Annotated in this window: 12 protein-coding genes; all 12 read right to left on the reverse strand. The window is 62.7% G+C overall.

Annotation, left to right across the window (positions count from 1 at the left end; translation table 11 throughout):
- Positions 1-72 precede the first annotated feature (72 nt).
- On the reverse strand, positions 73-441 hold the full coding sequence (locus tag V3388_RS14880) for a PilZ domain-containing protein (RefSeq protein WP_336368367.1): 369 nt from the start codon (positions 439-441) through the stop codon (positions 73-75).
- Between the two features lie 100 nt (positions 442-541).
- Positions 542-1,606: a uroporphyrinogen decarboxylase gene (hemE, locus tag V3388_RS14885; RefSeq protein WP_336368368.1), complete on the reverse strand. Its 1,065-nt coding sequence runs from the start codon at positions 1,604-1,606 to the stop codon at positions 542-544.
- Positions 1,607-1,623: 17 nt separating this feature from the next.
- Positions 1,624-3,042: an FAD-dependent oxidoreductase gene (locus V3388_RS14890; protein ID WP_336368369.1), complete on the reverse strand. Its 1,419-nt coding sequence runs from the start codon at positions 3,040-3,042 to the stop codon at positions 1,624-1,626.
- A gap of 35 nt (positions 3,043-3,077) precedes the next feature.
- Entirely contained in the window at positions 3,078-7,526 is a 4,449-nt protein-coding gene (gene gltB, locus V3388_RS14895; protein WP_336368370.1) for a glutamate synthase large subunit, read from the reverse strand.
- Between the two features lie 211 nt (positions 7,527-7,737).
- A complete protein-coding gene (locus tag V3388_RS14900) occupies positions 7,738-9,381 on the reverse strand; it encodes an SPOR domain-containing protein (protein WP_336368371.1) in 1,644 nt (547 codons plus the stop codon).
- A 6-nt stretch (positions 9,382-9,387) separates the two neighbouring features.
- Positions 9,388-10,488, reverse strand: coding sequence for a 3-dehydroquinate synthase (gene aroB / locus V3388_RS14905; RefSeq protein ID WP_336368372.1), 1,101 nt, complete (start codon positions 10,486-10,488; stop codon positions 9,388-9,390).
- On the reverse strand, positions 10,481-11,047 hold the full coding sequence (aroK, locus tag V3388_RS14910; RefSeq protein WP_336368373.1) for a shikimate kinase AroK: 567 nt from the start codon (positions 11,045-11,047) through the stop codon (positions 10,481-10,483). The genes aroB and aroK overlap by 8 nt, the downstream gene beginning before the upstream one ends.
- A gap of 95 nt (positions 11,048-11,142) precedes the next feature.
- On the reverse strand, positions 11,143-13,221 hold the full coding sequence (gene pilQ, locus V3388_RS14915) for a type IV pilus secretin PilQ family protein (RefSeq protein ID WP_336368374.1): 2,079 nt from the start codon (positions 13,219-13,221) through the stop codon (positions 11,143-11,145).
- 65 nt (positions 13,222-13,286) lie between these two features.
- Positions 13,287-13,835, reverse strand: a complete 549-nt coding sequence (locus V3388_RS14920; protein ID WP_336368375.1) for a pilus assembly protein PilP — start codon at positions 13,833-13,835, stop codon at positions 13,287-13,289.
- Positions 13,836-13,837: 2 nt separating this feature from the next.
- Positions 13,838-14,449: a type 4a pilus biogenesis protein PilO gene (locus V3388_RS14925; protein ID WP_336368376.1), complete on the reverse strand. Its 612-nt coding sequence runs from the start codon at positions 14,447-14,449 to the stop codon at positions 13,838-13,840.
- A complete protein-coding gene (locus tag V3388_RS14930) occupies positions 14,446-15,012 on the reverse strand; it encodes a PilN domain-containing protein (RefSeq protein ID WP_336368377.1) in 567 nt (188 codons plus the stop codon). The genes V3388_RS14925 and V3388_RS14930 overlap by 4 nt, the downstream gene beginning before the upstream one ends.
- Positions 15,012-16,076 (reverse strand): pilus assembly protein PilM, encoded by a 1,065-nt coding sequence (locus V3388_RS14935; RefSeq protein ID WP_336368378.1) that lies wholly within the window; start codon positions 16,074-16,076, stop codon positions 15,012-15,014. The genes V3388_RS14930 and V3388_RS14935 overlap by 1 nt, the downstream gene beginning before the upstream one ends.
- Positions 16,077-16,167 lie beyond the last annotated feature (91 nt).

Here is a 16,167-nt window from a genome sequence, read left to right on the forward strand (position 1 = left end):
GCTCGCCGCGTTTTTTTGAACCGGGGACAGCCAGAGGCCTAACTCGAGGCATCAGGCCCGGGGCTTTGGCTTTCAGTCAATCAGATGGGCAAACTCACGTTCCAGCAAGGCAGGATCCCCCAGATTCAGCTCCACCAGCCGCTTCAGGTGGGTCGCACTGTCCAGGTCGATGTACTGGCAGCGAAACCCCAGACGGTGCTTTTCAACGTGCTTGAGCTCCACCGCCATGACGATGGCCGCCTCATGCTCGTTCAGGTGGATCACCACTTCGCAGGCCTGGTCCACGGGGACGCTCCAGCCGAGAGGGCGCTGGACCAACAGCCCCTTCAGACAGATATCCAACACCTCGGTAGACCACACCTGATCGTGGCAGTGCAGCTCGCAGGGCGCGTCAAACTCAATGCGGTGAAACCGGCGTTTTTCGGAATGCGAAACAGACAAGGCAGCTCTCCTCGATGGGGCCAGGCCCGATATCCTGACTATAGTTGCTGCCTGAAGTCCGGGCCAATCGTTCTCGGGTTCCGCAGCACCCGAGAACGATTCACCGATGGTACTGCGGGCTCAGCTCCACCACCGCCTCGATAAAGGCGCCGGCGTGCTCGGGATCGACATCCGGGGTGATGCCATGGCCGAGATTGAACACGTGCCCGGATCCGCTGCCGTAGCGGGACAGAATATCGGCAACCTCATCCCGGATACGAGCCTTGGGGGCATAGAGCATGGCGGGGTCCATATTGCCCTGGAGGGCGACGCGATCGCCAACCCGGGCACGGGCGTTGCCGATGTCCGTGGTCCAGTCAAGGCCGACCGCGTCGGCACCGGTGTCGGCGATGGACTCCAGCCACTGACCGCCATTCTTGGTGAACAGGATGACCGGCACCCGGCGCCCCTCGTGCTCCCGAATCAGGCCAGAGACAATCCGGCGCATGTACTGCAGGGAAAACGCCTCGTAGGCCCAGGTGCTGAGCACACCCCCCCAGGTATCAAAGATCTGAACCGCCTGGGCGCCGGCGCGGATCTGGCTGTTCAGGTAGTCCGTGACCGAATCCGCCAGGTGCGCCAGCAGCCGATGCATGACCTCAGGTTGACCGTACATCAACGCCTTGGCTTCCCGGAAATCCTTCGACGAGCCGCCCTCAACCATGTAGGTCGCCAGTGTCCACGGACTGCCGGAAAACCCGATCAGCGGCACTCGGCCACCGAGTGCGCCACGGATGGTGGACACCGCGTTCATCACGTAGTCCAGGTCCACGTCCGCCTTGAGGGTGGGCAACGCGGCCACGTCCGCCTCGGACCGGATGGTACGACGGAACCGGGGCCCCTCGCCGGTTTCGAAGTACAGGCCCAGCCCAAGGGCATCCGGAATGGTCAGGATGTCCGAGAACAAAATGGCGGCGTCCAGCGGATAGCGGGCCAGGGGCTGGAGGGTAACCTCGCAGGCGAGCTCGGCGTTCTTGCAGAGGCTCAAAAAATCCCCGGCCTGGGCGCGGGTCGCCCGGTACTCCGGCAGGTACCGCCCGGCCTGGCGCATCATCCACACCGGGGTTCGGTCCACCGGCTGGCGCAGCAGCGCCCTGAGAAAACGGTCGTTCTGCAGCTCAGTCATGGGGTCTCCCGGTTTGGTCAGACATCCAGGTAATCCAGGATGCCCTCGGCGGCCTGACGGCCTTCCCAGATGGCGGTGACCACCAGGTCAGAGCCGCGCACCATATCACCACCGGCAAAAATTTTCGGATTGGAGGTCTGGAACGGGAACTCCGCCTGCTCCAGCGCCTCGACGCGGCCAGAGTCGTCCGTGCGAACGTTCTGCTCCTCAAACCAGTCCGCCGGGCTCGGGCGGAAGCCAAAGGCCACCAGCACCGCATCCGCCGGGATCACTTCCTCACTGCCCGGCACCACTTCGGGGCGGCGACGGCCGTTCTCGTCCGGCTCACCCAGCTGGGTCTGGACCACCTTGACGCCTTCCACCCGGTCCTCGCCGATAATGGCGATGGGTTGCCGGTTGAACAGGAACTTCACACCCTCTTCCCGGGCGTTGGCCACTTCCCGACGGGAACCGGGCATGTTGGCCTCGTCCCGGCGATAGGCGCAGGTAACGCTTTCGGCCTGCTGGCGGATGGACGTGCGGTTGCAGTCCATGGCCGTGTCACCGCCGCCGAGCACCACCACGCGCCGGCCCTTCATGTCGATGAAGTCGTCGGGATTCTGCTCAAAGCCAAGGCGGCGATTGACGTTGGACACCAGGAACGGCAGCGCGTCGTATACCCCCGGCAGGTGCTCTCCAGGGAAGCCGCCCTTCATATAGGTGTAGGTGCCCATACCCATGAAGACCGCATCAAAGTCCTCCAGAATGGACGCCATGGTCACGTCCTTGCCCACCTCGGTGGACAGGCGGAACTCCACGCCCATTTCCTCGAAGACCTTTCGGCGCCGGGTCATCACGCTCTTTTCGAGCTTGAACTCGGGAATGCCAAAGGTCAGCAGGCCACCAATTTCCGGGTACCGGTCAAACACCACCGGGCGCACGCCGTTGCGCACCAGGATATCGGCGCAACCGAGGCCAGCCGGGCCGGCACCGATGACGGCGACTTTCTTGTCGGTCCACTTGACGTTGGACAGGTCGGGCTTCCATCCCAGCGCAAACGCCGTGTCAGTGATGTACTTCTCCACTGAACCGATGGTGACAGCGCCATAGCCGTCATTCAGGGTGCAGGCGCCCTCGCACAGACGGTCCTGGGGGCAGACCCGGCCGCAGACTTCCGGCAGGGAGTTGGTCTGGTGACACAGCTCGACTGCCTTCATGATGTTGCCTTCCGACACCAGCTTGAGCCAGTTTGGAATGTAGTTGTGCACCGGGCACTTCCACTCGCAGTATGGGTTGCCGCAGGCCAGACAGCGGTGCGCCTGGGAGCCTGCAGCTACCGCGGTGAACGGCTGGTAGATCTCCTTGAACTCTTTCTTGCGCTTTTTGGCCGGGACTTTCTTCGGGTCAACCCGGCCCACCTCGACAAACTGGAAGTCGTTGTTCAGTCTTTCTTTCATTGTGGTGCTCTCATCAGCTCGATTTCGACGGGTGCTTACTCCGGGCGTGCCCGGGTGCTGGCCAACAGGGTCCGCAGGCTCGCAGCCTTGGGCTTGACCAGCCAGAACCGGCCGATGAAATCGTCGAAATTCTCAAGAATGTTCGCGGCCCACTCGCTGCCGGTCTCCGAGATGTGCTCCCGGATGACGCCGCGCAGGTGGTTCCGGTAGGACTCCATGTCCTCACTGGAAATCCGCTGAATTTCCACCAGCTCGTGGTTGTACTTGTCCACAAAGGTGTTGTTCAGATCCAGCACGTAAGCGAAGCCGCCGGTCATGCCCGCGCCGAAGTTGTGGCCAGTGGTCCCCAGCACGGTGACCAGGCCGCCGGTCATGTACTCACAGCAATGGTCGCCGGCCCCTTCCACCACCGCGTGGGCGCCGGAATTACGGACCGCAAAACGCTCACCCGCGGTGCCGGCCGCGAACAACTTGCCCCCGGTTGCGCCGTACAGGCAGGTGTTGCCCATGATGGAGGTTTCGTTGGTCAGGAAATCGCTGACACGGGGCGGCTTGATCACCAGCTTGCCGCCGGTCATGCCCTTGCCCACGTAGTCGTTGGCATCGCCCTCGAGGATCAGGTTCAGACCACCCACGTTCCAGACGCCAAAGCTCTGACCAGCAGTACCGGTCAGGTCCAGGGTAATGGGCGAATCGGCCATGCCCTGGTTGCCGTGACGGGCCGCAATCTCGCCGGACAGCCGCGCACCGATGGAACGGTCGCAGTTGGTCACCCGGTACGACCAGGCACCGCCGGTTTTACCGTCGATCGCCGCAGCGGTATCCGCCACCATGCGCTCGGCCAGCTCGCCTTTGTCGAACGGATGGTTCCGCTCCACCTGGCAGGTCTGGGGCTTGTCCGCCGGGATGTGGTCGTTGGCCAGCAGACGGCTGAGATCGAGCTTCTTCTGGCGCTCGGTGTTGCCCGGCAGGCGTTCAAGGAGGTCGACACGGCCTACCAGCTCCTCCAGGCTGCGAACCCCGAGTTTGGCCAGCCACTCACGGGTTTCTTCCGCCACAAACCGGAAGAAGTTCATGGCCATTTCCACGGTGCCCTTAAAGTGGTCTTCCCGCAGCTGGTCGTTCTGGGTGGCCACACCGGTGGCGCAGTTGTTCAGGTGGCAGATGCGCAGGTATTTGCAGCCGAGCGCCACCATCGGGGTGGTGCCAAAGCCGAAGCTCTCGGCGCCGAGGATGGCCGCTTTGACCACGTCCAGGCCGGTCTTGATGCCACCGTCGGTCTGCAGGCGGATCTTGCCCCGCAGATCGTTGGCCCGCAGCGCCTGCTGGGTCTCAGTCAGGCCCAGCTCCCAGGGGGAGCCGGCGTAGCGGATGGAGGTCAGGGGGCTGGCCGCGGTACCGCCGTCGTAGCCGGACACAGTGATCAGGTCAGCGTAGGCCTTGGCCACGCCGGCAGCGATGGTACCGACACCCGGCTCAGACACCAGTTTGACGGAGACCAGCGCCTGGGGATTGACCTGCTTGAGATCAAAGATCAGCTGGGCCAGGTCTTCGATGGAATAGATGTCGTGGTGCGGTGGCGGTGAAATCAGCGTCACACCCGGCACCGAGTAGCGCAGGCGTGCAATCAGTTCGTTCACCTTGCCGCCCGGCAACTGGCCGCCCTCGCCGGGCTTGGCGCCCTGGGCCACCTTGATCTGCATGACGTCGGCACTGCGCAGGTATTCCGCGGTCACGCCAAACCGGCCCGAGGCCACCTGCTTGATCTTGGACCGCTTTTCGGTGCCGTAGCGGGCCGGGTCTTCGCCGCCCTCGCCGGAGTTGGAGCGACCGCCCAGGGTGTTCATGGCCACCGCGAGCGCCTCATGGGCTTCCGGAGACAGCGCGCCCAGGGACATGGCGGCGGAATCGAAGCGCGGGAAAATCCGCTCCACCGGCTCCACCTCGGACAGATCGATGGGCTGGATGCCGTCGCGGAACACCAGAAGGTCCCGCAGGGTCGCGACGGGGCGCTCGTTCACCAGGGCCGCGTACTCGCGGTAGTGGCCGTAATCACCGGTGCTCACCGCCTCTTGCAGCTTACCCACGACGTCCGGGTTGAAAGCGTGATACTCCTGCCCGTGCACGTATTTCAGCAGACCACCCTGGGAAATCGGCTTGCGCGGCTTCCAGGCTACGTCGGCCAGAGTTTCCTGGTCCTCCTGGAAGTCAATGAAGCCGGCGCCCTGGATGCGGCTGGGCACGCCCTTGAAACACAGGTCCACCACCTCGTCCGCCAGGCCAATGGCCTCGAACAGCTGCGCGCCCCGGTAGGACGTCATGGTGGAGATCCCCATCTTGGACAGGATCTTGAGAAGCCCCTTGTTGATACCCTTGCGGTAGTTGTTCTTGGCTTCGATCGGGTCCATCAGCACTTCGCCCGTGCGGATCAGATCGTTGAGCACCTGATAGGCCAGATACGGGTAGACGGCCGTCGCGCCAAAACCGAACAGGACCGCAAAGTGATGCGGGTCCCGCGCCCAGCCAGTCTCGACGATGATGTTGGAATCGCAACGCAGGCCCTTGCCCACCAGGTGGTGGTGTACCGCGCCGGTGGCCATCAGGGCGTTGATCGGCAGGAAGCCCTGCTCCAGGTCCTTGTCAGACAGGATCAGCAGGACCTTGCCCTCTCGCACCGCCTGCTCGGCCTGTTCGCACACTGACTGAACGGCCTGCTTGAGACCCAGTTCCGGGCGGTAGCTGAGCGCGATGCGGGCTACTTCGAAGCCCGGGCGGTCGTTGTTGCTGATGCGCAGGAATTTCGCCGGGGACAGCACCGGCGTGGTCAGGATAATCCGGTCCGCATGCTCGGCGCTCTCTTCAAATACGTTCCGCTCGGCACCCAGACACGTCTCCAGGGACATGACGATCGCTTCCCGCAGGGGGTCGATCGGCGGGTTGGTGACCTGGGCGAACTTCTGCCGGAAGTATTCAGCAACGTGCCGTACCTTGCTGGACAGCACCGCCATGGGGGTGTCGTCACCCATGGAGCCAACCGCTTCCTGGCCGTTCTCGGCCAGCGGGCGCAGCACCTGGTCACGCTCTTCATAGGACACGTTGAACATTTTCTGATGCACCAGCAGGGCATCCGCGTCCATCAGTTTGAACTCGGGCGTGTCCTGGTTCAGCGTGGTTTCCACCCGCAGCGCGTTCTCCCGCAGCCAGCGCTTGTAGGGCTGAGCGGTTTTCAGACGCTGGTCGATGTCCTTGGTATGGAGGACTTCACCGGATTCGGTGTCGATCGCCAGAATCTGGCCGGGCCCGACACGGCCCTTGGCGACCACATCGTCCGGCTCGTAGCTGTAGGTGCCTATTTCCGAGGCCAGGGTGATGAAGTCGTTCTTGGTGATCACCCAGCGGGCCGGACGCAGGCCGTTGCGGTCGAGCATACACACGGCATAACGGCCGTCCGAAAGCACCAGGCCGGCGGGGCCATCCCACGGCTCCATGTGCATGGAGTTGTACTCGTAGAACGCCCGCAGCTCGGAGTCCATGGTGTCGACGTTCTGCCAGGCGGGCGGAATCATCATCCGCACGGCCCGGAACAGATCCACACCGCCAGCCAGCAGCACTTCCAACATGTTGTCCATGCTGGAGGAATCAGACCCGGTGAGATTGACCAGCGGCTGCAGCGTCTGCAGGTCCGGCAGGTCTGGGGAACTGAATTTGGCGGCGCGAGCAATCGCCCAGTTCCGGTTACCATCGATGGTGTTGATCTCGCCGTTGTGGGCCAGGTACCGGAACGGCTGGGCCAGGGGCCAGCGCGGCATGGTGTTGGTGGAGAACCGCTGGTGGAATACGCAGATGGCGGTTTCGAAATCCGGGTCGCCCAGATCCTTATAGAAGTTGGCCAGGTCGGCGGGCATCATCAGGCCTTTGTAGGCCAGGGTCCGGGGCGACAGGCTGCAGATGTAGAATTCGCTGTCGTCGGCCATGTCCCGCTCGGCGTGGCGGCGGCCCACGAACAGGCTGATGGCGAACGCGCGCTCGTCCTTTCCGGCGGGCAGCACGAATACCTGCTCGATCTTCGGCAGGCAGTCCAGTGCCATCGGGCCCAGGCAACTGTCATCCACCGGCACGTCGCGCCAGCCCATGATATCCAGACCCTGTTCAGTCAGCCGCTTTTCAATGGCGGCCCGTCCAGCACTCGCCTTGGCTGGATCGGGGTTCAGGAAGACCTGGCCGACCGCGAAGGGCCCCTCCGGGGCGCGGCCGAACGCCGACTGGGCGCACTTGCGCAGAAACGCTTCGGGGCTCTGAATCAGCAGGCCGCAACCATCACCGGTCTTACCGTCCGCTGCGATACCACCTCGGTGGGTCATGCAGGTCAGCGACTCGATGGCGGTTTGCAACAACGCATGACTGGCCTCGCCTTTCATGTGGGCGATCAGACCGAATCCGCAGTTGTCCCTGAACTCGTCGGGATGATACAAACCTGTCGTCATAAGCGTAATCTCGCGTAGAAATGCTTTTCAATCAGAGGGTTAAGCAACCACCGGCCGCACAACACCCCTCTGACACTGAAAATGGGGGCTGGCTATTTTACACACGTAGAAATACGTACTCAAATCGGCGTGGATTGTCGTCAGGATCGGAATACGCTCTCGGCCTTGCGGCCCAAGGCTTGGAGGCACGGCCCCGGCTGGCCCATGGTGTTCAGAGATCCTGATTACGGCGTATCCAGGGGGACTGTTTCTGCAGGGACTCCGGCAGGGCGGCCTTCGCCTGCTGCGCTGCCGAGAGGGACCCGTAGGCACCGGCGACGACCAGATACCAGGGCTCGCCGTTTCTCTGGATACGGGTATACCACAAATCCCCCAACTGCGGATACTGGCGAATCAGGCTCACAGCCGTTTTTTCCTGGTGGCCCGCCACCAGCTGCAGGGTCCAGCCACTCCGGGCCCGCAACTGGTCGATGGGCCGGAACCGAGCCCCGAGTGCGGGCTCGAATGACGGCTGCTTCGGCTTTACCGCTGGAGTGTCGGCCATCACTTCCGGCGCCGCCGATCGGGGAGCGTTGTTCGGGGCAGCGCTATCGGGCGCAACCACCTTCGCGGAGGCCGTTTCCAAAGGCACATCCGTGGCCGGGATCCCGGTCGACGTGGCGGCGGGCAACGACGTCGGCCCGGTCACGGCGCCTGCGGCCGTACCCGGCTCCATGACACCGGTCGTTTCCGGTTTGGGCACCTCAGCCTGGGGGGGCGGCGCCTCTGAGGACTGCGCCGGAGAAATCGCCACCGAAGACGACCCCACTTCCGGGGGGGCGGGCTTGGGTGGCTCTGCCCGGGATGTGACCGTCTGGGACGGCAGGTCCGGCGCCTCACCCGGACCGACCGTTACGCTGCGCCTTGTCGGCGCGGGCTGGGCGGCCACGGTACGGTCCCGGGCAACGGTTTGGTCATACTGCCAGGAAACGTACCACCACGAACCGCCGAGCAGCAACACCCCTAGAGCCGGCCAGGCCAGCGAGCGGGTACTCAGCCGCGCCTTACGACCGGGCGCCGCCGGGCGCAACGCCACCTGGTCCAACCAGACGCCATGCCCGACGCGTTTGAGGCGGCCGAAACTGCCCTGGCTAAGCTGGTGCAACTGGTCAAGTCGCTTGTGCCCCAACAACTCGGAGACTTTGCCCCCGGCCATCTCGACGCGCACCTTGAGATAGGCGAACAACTCCTCCGGACCCAGGGGACGAAGATCCACCTGGTGCACCGAGACCCCTTCGGCACTGCCTTCAATACCGAGAGACTCCAGAAGTCCCTGGCTGCCAGCGAACACCGGCACCGCCGCACTCGCGCGGTCGGCGGCCAGAAAGGCTGAAAGCACGAGGCGCAGCAATTCCGGCGCCACGCGGTCGGCATCGTCCAGCATTACCACCATGCGCTGCCCCTTGCGGGCGCGGGCTTCCGACCAGCGGAAGAACGCAAATACCACGTCCCGGGGCACATCGCCGGTATGCCCCAGGGCCGGCGCTATCGACCTGAGATGACGAACCAGCGCCTGAACGCTGGTGAGGGAGGCCGACGGCAACCGATGCATGTCCAGACGTGACGCCTCGCTGCGGATCAACTCCCCGAGCAGCCGTGTTTTCCCAGCGCCCGGCGCCCCGGTCACCAGCAACGCCATGTCGCCAAAGCCACAGAGATGGCGCAGGGTCTCCAGGGCGTGCTGGCGCCCGGCATCCGGGAAAAACGGAGCGTCCATGTCCAATGGGTCCGCGCGCAGACCATAACGGTGCTGAACCCGAGGGAACAGGCCGCCGTCTTCCGCGCTGTTCAATCCATCGATCATCGCAGTACCCACTCAGGTTCAGGCCGGCCTTTGGCCACAGAAGGCGTCGAGCGTCGACGTCAGGTGAGCATCGGAGGCGGTGTCGGTAACCGTCGCCTCGCCCAGCGAGCGCAATAGCACCAGCCGAAGTCGGCCATCGACGTTTTTCTTGTCCACCGCCATCAGGCGCCTGAAATCCGCCGGAGTCATGGTTTCCGGCGGCCGCTCCGGCAGGCCCGCAGCGCGAATCAGGCGGACCACGCGCTCGTAGTCCGTTCGATCAATCATACCTTCGCGGACTGACAGGTCGGCCGCCAGGATCATCCCGGTTCCAACTGCCTCGCCGTGCAGCCACTGACCGTAGCCCGCAAAGGTTTCGATAGCGTGACCAAAGGTGTGCCCCAGGTTCAGGGTGGCCCGCAGACCGGATTCGCGCTCGTCCTGGGCCACCACATCGGCCTTGCAGGCGCAGGAACGATAAACCGCCTCGGCCACCGCGGCCGGCTCCAGTGCGGTCAGACGGTCCATGGAGGCCTCCAGCCAATCGAGAAACGCAGGCTCACGTATCAGCCCGTATTTGATCACCTCCGCCAGACCCGCCGCCACTTCCCGGGGCGGGAGCGTGGTCAGCGTGTCGGTATCGATTAACACGACTTGAGGCTGGTAGAACGCTCCGATCATGTTCTTGCCGAGGGGGTGATTAATACCGGTCTTGCCACCCACTGAGGAGTCGACCTGGGACAGCAGCGTGGTCGGAATCTGGATAAACGGCACGCCCCGCTGGTAACAGGCGGCGGCAAACCCCGTCATGTCACCGACCACGCCGCCACCGAGGGCCACCAGCGTTGTGTTACGGGTGTGGGTTCTTTCCAGAAGCCCGTCGAAGATGCGATTCAGCGTCTGCCAGTCTTTATACTGCTCGCCATCGGGCAGGACCACGGTATCGACCTGCTTCCCGGGAAAGCAGGCGCGTGCGCGCTCCAGATACAACGGTGCCACGGTGTTATTGGTGACAATCATCACCTTGCTGCCGGCGACATAGCCGGTGAGATCCTGGCTGCCGAGCAGGCCGGCGCCGATAAGAATGGGGTAGCTGCGATCGCCCAGTTCGACGATCAACTGATGGTGCAGCTCAGGCATGGTGTCGGCCTTCCTTGCGAAACTGACGACGGTGTTTGGGGGTTCGGGGATTAACCCGGTTAACCAGTTGCCGGACCACCAGACGCGGGCTTTTTCGATCCGTGTGCATGACCACATCGGCGATCTGCCGGTAGAGGGGGTCCCGGATGGCGAACAGTGACCGAAGAATGGCCTCGGGATCGTCGTTTTGCAACAGCGGTCGGTTGCGGTCTTTGCGGGTGCGCTCCACCTGCTGATCGATCGAGGTTTTTAGATAGACAACCACCGCATTCTGCTTGAGCAATGCCAGATTTTCCGACCGCATGACCGCCCCGCCGCCGGTGGCCACAACCGCCTCCGTTTCCCCCGCCAGCTCTGCCAGCATCGCGGTCTCCCGCTGACGGAACCCGGCCTCGCCTTCCACATCGAAAATCCAGGGAATGTTGGCTCCGCAGCGCTCCTCGATCATCCGGTCGGAATCCAGGAATCGATAACCCAGCTCCCGGGCCAGCAAACGACCGATGGTGCTTTTCCCCGCCCCCATGGGGCCGACCAGAACGACTCGCTTTGGCAACGACATACTCAGCGCTCACAGAATTTCAGGCGGGTGAGAATAGCATAAAAAAGGCCGCCGGTTTGACGCGGCGGCCTGTCTTTGCGGCGTCAGCCGCCGGCTTACTTGATCAGATCGTTCTTGATGATCTTCGGCGTGATGAAAATCAGCAGCTCGCTGCGCTCGTCGATGTTCTCAGTCCGACGGAACAGGGCGCCGAGATAGGGAATATCACCGAGGAACGGCGTCTTGGTGGTCTGCGTGGACACCTGGGACTGGAAGATACCGCCGAGCACAACGGTCTCACCGTTACCCACCAGCACCTGGGTGGTCACCGAGTTGGTGTTGATGGACGGAATCCCAGCGGTCACCTCGCCACGGGAGTCCTGGTTCACCACCAGGTCCATGATGATCTTGTCATCCGGCGTGATCTGCGGCGTCACTTCCAGGGACAGCACGGCTTCTTTGAAGGATACCGAGGTGGCACCGCTGGAGGACGCTTCCTGGTACGGGATTTCCTCACCGGACTTGATCGAGGCGGTCTGACGGTCCGCTGTCACAACTCGCGGCTGGGACACGATTTCCGCCTGGCCATCGCTTTCCAGTGCGGACAGTTCCAGATCCACAAGGAAGTCGTCGCTGCCCCAACCGATGGCCAGGGACGAGGTGCCTTCGCCTGAGACGCCAAGGTCCACGGCCAAGGCACCCGGGAAGGTGATGCCGGTGGCATTGCCGTTTCCGGCAGCATCACGGGCTTCCTGCAAGGTTCCCTGGGAGCCGCCAACGGTGAACACGTGGTTACCGCTCACGTTGTAGGCGGCGCCGCCCCAGCGAATGCCCAGGTTCTCGGCTACGTTCGTCTGGGCGCGGACAATCCGGGCCTCAATGGACACCTGGCGAACCGGGACGTCCCAGGTGGACACCAGCCGGCGGATCTCTTCCAGCTTGTCCGCGGTCTCACGCACGCTGATGGTGTTGGTGCGCACGTCGGAGGACACGAAGCCCCGGGAGGAGATCAAGTCTTTGTCCGCCTTGATCAGGTCGACAATGTCCCCGGCCTTGGCGTAGTTCACCTGGATAATGTCCAGGCGGACCGGCGCCAGTTCGGCGATCTGCTTGTTGGTTTCCAGCTCAAGCTTCTCGCGGGCGGCGATTTCATCGGCCGGCGCCACCAGAAGGACGTTGCCAATCTGGCGCTTGTCGAGGCCCTTGGTTTTCAGGATCAGGTCCAGCGCCTGGTCCCAGGGCACGTTCTGCAGCCGCAGGGTAATGCTGCCGGTCACGGTGTCACTGGCCACCAGGTTCAGGCCGGTAAAGTCCGCGATCAATTGCAGTACGGACCGCACTTCGATGTCCTGGAAGTTCAGGGAGAGTTTGTCGCCGGTGTACGGGAACTTCTCTTCCTTGCGGGCTTCGGCTTCCTGCTGGCTCAGCTTCTCGACGCTGACGGTGAACTCGTTGCCAGACTGGTAGGCGATGTAATCGTAGTTGCCTTCCGGACGGATCTCGACCACGGCCTTGCCGTCTGAGACGAAGGTATCAATTCGGCTCACCGGCGTGGCGAAATCGGTCACATCAAGCCGGCGGCGGAGGTTCTCAGGCACCGACAGTTCCGGCATGGTCAAACGAATCTTGCCAGACTGCTCGGTCAGGTCGACCGGCGTACTGCTGGAGCCCAGATTAACGATGACCCGGCCTTCGCCGTCCTTGCCCCGACGGAAGTCCACGCCCGCCAGCGTATTCGGGCTGGTCGAGGCCGAAGAGGGTGACGCAGAGGCCGACGACGCGGCTGAGGCCATGGTGGTGGTAGCCGTGCTGCCACTGTCGCCACCAATGATCATCACCAGATCGTTGCCGTCCCGGCGGGTGGTGTAAGGCACCAGGTCCACCAGGTTAAAAATCAACCGGGTGCGGTCGGAGGTTTCCACCACCGTCATGCTCTGGGCGTTGGCACCCTCCAGCGGAATACTCCGGCTGTTGAGGCCGCTCTTGGTGTCCCGAAGGTCCACCGCAATGCGAGCTGGGCGCTCAATGGTGTAGCCCGTGGGCTCAGGCGGCTGACCATCAAACTGGAGCCGAACCTGCAAGCGCTCTCCGGACAGCGAGGAGAGCGATACGTCTTTCAGCGTGACCGCGTGAACCAGGCCGGACATCAACCCCAGGGCAATCACACCGACGGATACAGTGAGTTTTTTGAACATCGCTAGCCTCGACCCTAAACCTTTTTGTTCGTGCATGTTTCTTACAGACATCATACTGCCGCTCCTTAGCCCTGTTCCTCGTTCAATGTCAGGGAACGAGGACGTTCGACCCAGCCGCCTTGGCCGTTGGGAACGATCTCGATCAGCTCAATGCGGGTGTCGCTGACACCCACGATGCGGCCGTAATTCTGGCCCAGATGGTTACCGGAGCGCACACGGTGAATGCCACCGGTGCTGTCCTTCACCAGTGCGTACAGGTCACCGGACGGTCCCTGCAGCGTACCGACCATGCTCAGCTCCTTGAGATCAAAGTTCTCGAGGGCTTCTTTGGGCCGGTCCAGATCCGGCTCCACGGTGCTCGCGGGCTGCTCGTTCATCATGGTGAGCTGCACCTCCACCGGCGGCTCGAACGGCGACCGGCGATCCGCCGCGGAGTAACTGAACGCCTCATAGGCCTTGAACTCCGGCAGTGGCTCAACGTGGCCGCGGGGTTTTGCCCGGGCCTCCTCCATGAACCGGTCGAGGTCCGAGAAGCCGTTGCTCTGGGAGCAGGCGGTCAGCAGTCCCATCAGGCACAGACCCAGCCAGGCTTTATTTGCACGAATGTTCGCCATGCTCATTCTCCAGCCCGGTAGCGGTAGGTACGGGCAACCACCTGCATATCAAGCTGGTCCCCCTCTCCACCGGTTGGTTTGATGGTGAAATCGTGAAGCGTCACGATCCTCGGCAGGCTGGCGACGCTGCTCACGAACGAGGCCAGCTCGTGGTAGGTACCGGTGACCTCAATGTTGATCGGCAGTTCGGCGTAAAAGTCACGCTTTTGCTCCGGCTGCAGCTTGATCTGCTTGAGGCTGAGACCACTGCCAAGCGCCGTGTTGGTGATGTCTTCCAGCAGGCCGGGCACTTCAGTCTCACTGGGGAGCTGTCGCACCAGCGCGCCGAAGGTCTCTTCCATCTCGGTCATCTGGGCCTTGAATACCGCCAGGTTGGCCACCTGATAGGCCTTCCGCTCGTACTCCTTGCGCTTGTCCTGCTCCTGTTTGGTGACACGCTCAAGCTGCGTGTACTGATCCTTCACCAGAAACCAGTACCCGCCACCGAGGATGAGGCCAAAGATCAGAAGCACGACGACGGCCTTGATCGGCGCCGGCCAGATGCCAGCATTGTTGACGTCGAGATCGTTGATATCAAATTCGTTCAGGCTTTTGAGGGAGTCCGCGAGGCTCATTTCTTCTCCTCCCCTTCGGGCTCAGGCGTGGTTTGCTTGACCGTCATGTTGAACTGGCTGTAGCCGGCCCGGCGGCTGTCGGCCGCCGATACGTTGGCCAGACTGGGGCTGGCAAACCAGTCGGACTCCTCAAACGATCGCATCAGGGTGGAAATGCGGTTGTTGGATTCCGCCATACCCACAATCTGCAGGTTGTCGCCAGTTCGGGTCAGGTCGGTGTAATACAGGCCGTCCGGAAGCGTCCGCACCAGTTCGTCGAAAATCCGCACGATCACCGGGCGCTTGCCCTGCAGGTCCTGGATCACTTTCATCCGCGCCAGAAGCTCATCGCGCTTGCGCTTGAGATCCTCGATCTCCTTGATCTGCGCATCCAGTTTCTTGGCAGCGGTTTCAATGTAGGCGTTACGGGCCTGCTGATAGGCGATCTGGCTGTCCAGGTGGGATTTCCAGAGGAACACCAGGCCGCCCGCGACAATCACGGCGCCCAGAATCATCACCACGAACTGCTTCTGCTTTTCTGCCCGAAGTTCTTCGCGCCAGGGTCTGAGGTTAATCTTTGCCATCAGTCGAAGCTCCTCATCGCCAGGCCGCACGCAATCATCAGGGAGGGGGCATCGTTGCTCAGGGCAGAGGCGTTCACCCGCGAGCCCACCGACATGTCGGCAAACGGGTTGGCCACCAGGGTGGGTGTTCCGGTCTTGTCCTCAACCATGTCCGTCAGGCCCTGGATCGAGGCGGTGCCGCCGGCCAGAATCACATAGTCCACGGCGTTGTACTGGCTGGCACCGAAGAAGAACTGGAGCGCCCGGGCCACCTGTTGCACCACGGCTTCCCGGAAGGGGGTCAGCACTTCACTGTCGTAATCGTCCGGCAGGCCGCCCTGCTTCTTGGCAAGGCCGGCCTCCTCAAGAGAGAGGCCATACCGGCGCTGGATTTCCTCGGTCAGCTGCTTGCCGCCGAAAATCTGCTCGCGGGTGTACACGGTCTTGCCGTCCGCCAGAACGCTCAGGGTGGTCATGGTGGCGCCGATGTCCACGATGGCGACGACCAGCTCTTCGCCCTGGGATTCCAACTGCGGCTCAATCAGCGCGTAGGCGCGCTCCAGTGCGTAGGCCTCCACGTCAACGATGCGCGTGGTCAGCCCGGCAATCTCGAGGGCATCCTCTCGGATGTCCACATTTTCCTTTCGGCAGGCGGCCAGCAAAACATCCACCTGATCAGGGTTGGTCTCGGAGGGGCCCTGCACCTCGAAATCGATGGCGACCTCGTCCAGCGGATACGGAATGTACTGGTCCGCCTCCAGGGCAATCTGGTCTTCCATCTCAAATTCGTTCAGCCCGCCGTCCATCTGGATCACCTTGGTGATCACCGCGGAGCCGGACACCGCCACCGCCACCTGCTTGACGCCGGTTCGGGACTTGGACGCAACGCGCTTGAGGACTTCCCCCACCGCTTCTACGTCCGTGATGTTTTTTTCGACAACGGCGTTGGCCGGCAACGGCTCAACGGCGTAGCTCTCGACCCGATATCGTGCGCCCTGCCGGGACAGCTCCAGGAGCTTTACCGAACTCGAGCTGACGTCGACGCCCAACACCGAACTGGATTTCTTTCCGAACAATCCGAACACGCGCTCACCCTATACCTGGATATATGCATCCGGTTAATTCACTGATGTGTTTTTTATGTAAGGGAATTTCTTCCGCTTTCCGTCTACAATG

Source organism: Marinobacter sp. C2H3, from assembly GCF_037080155.1.
In the GTDB taxonomy this organism is placed as follows: Bacteria; Pseudomonadota; Gammaproteobacteria; order Pseudomonadales; family Oleiphilaceae; genus Marinobacter.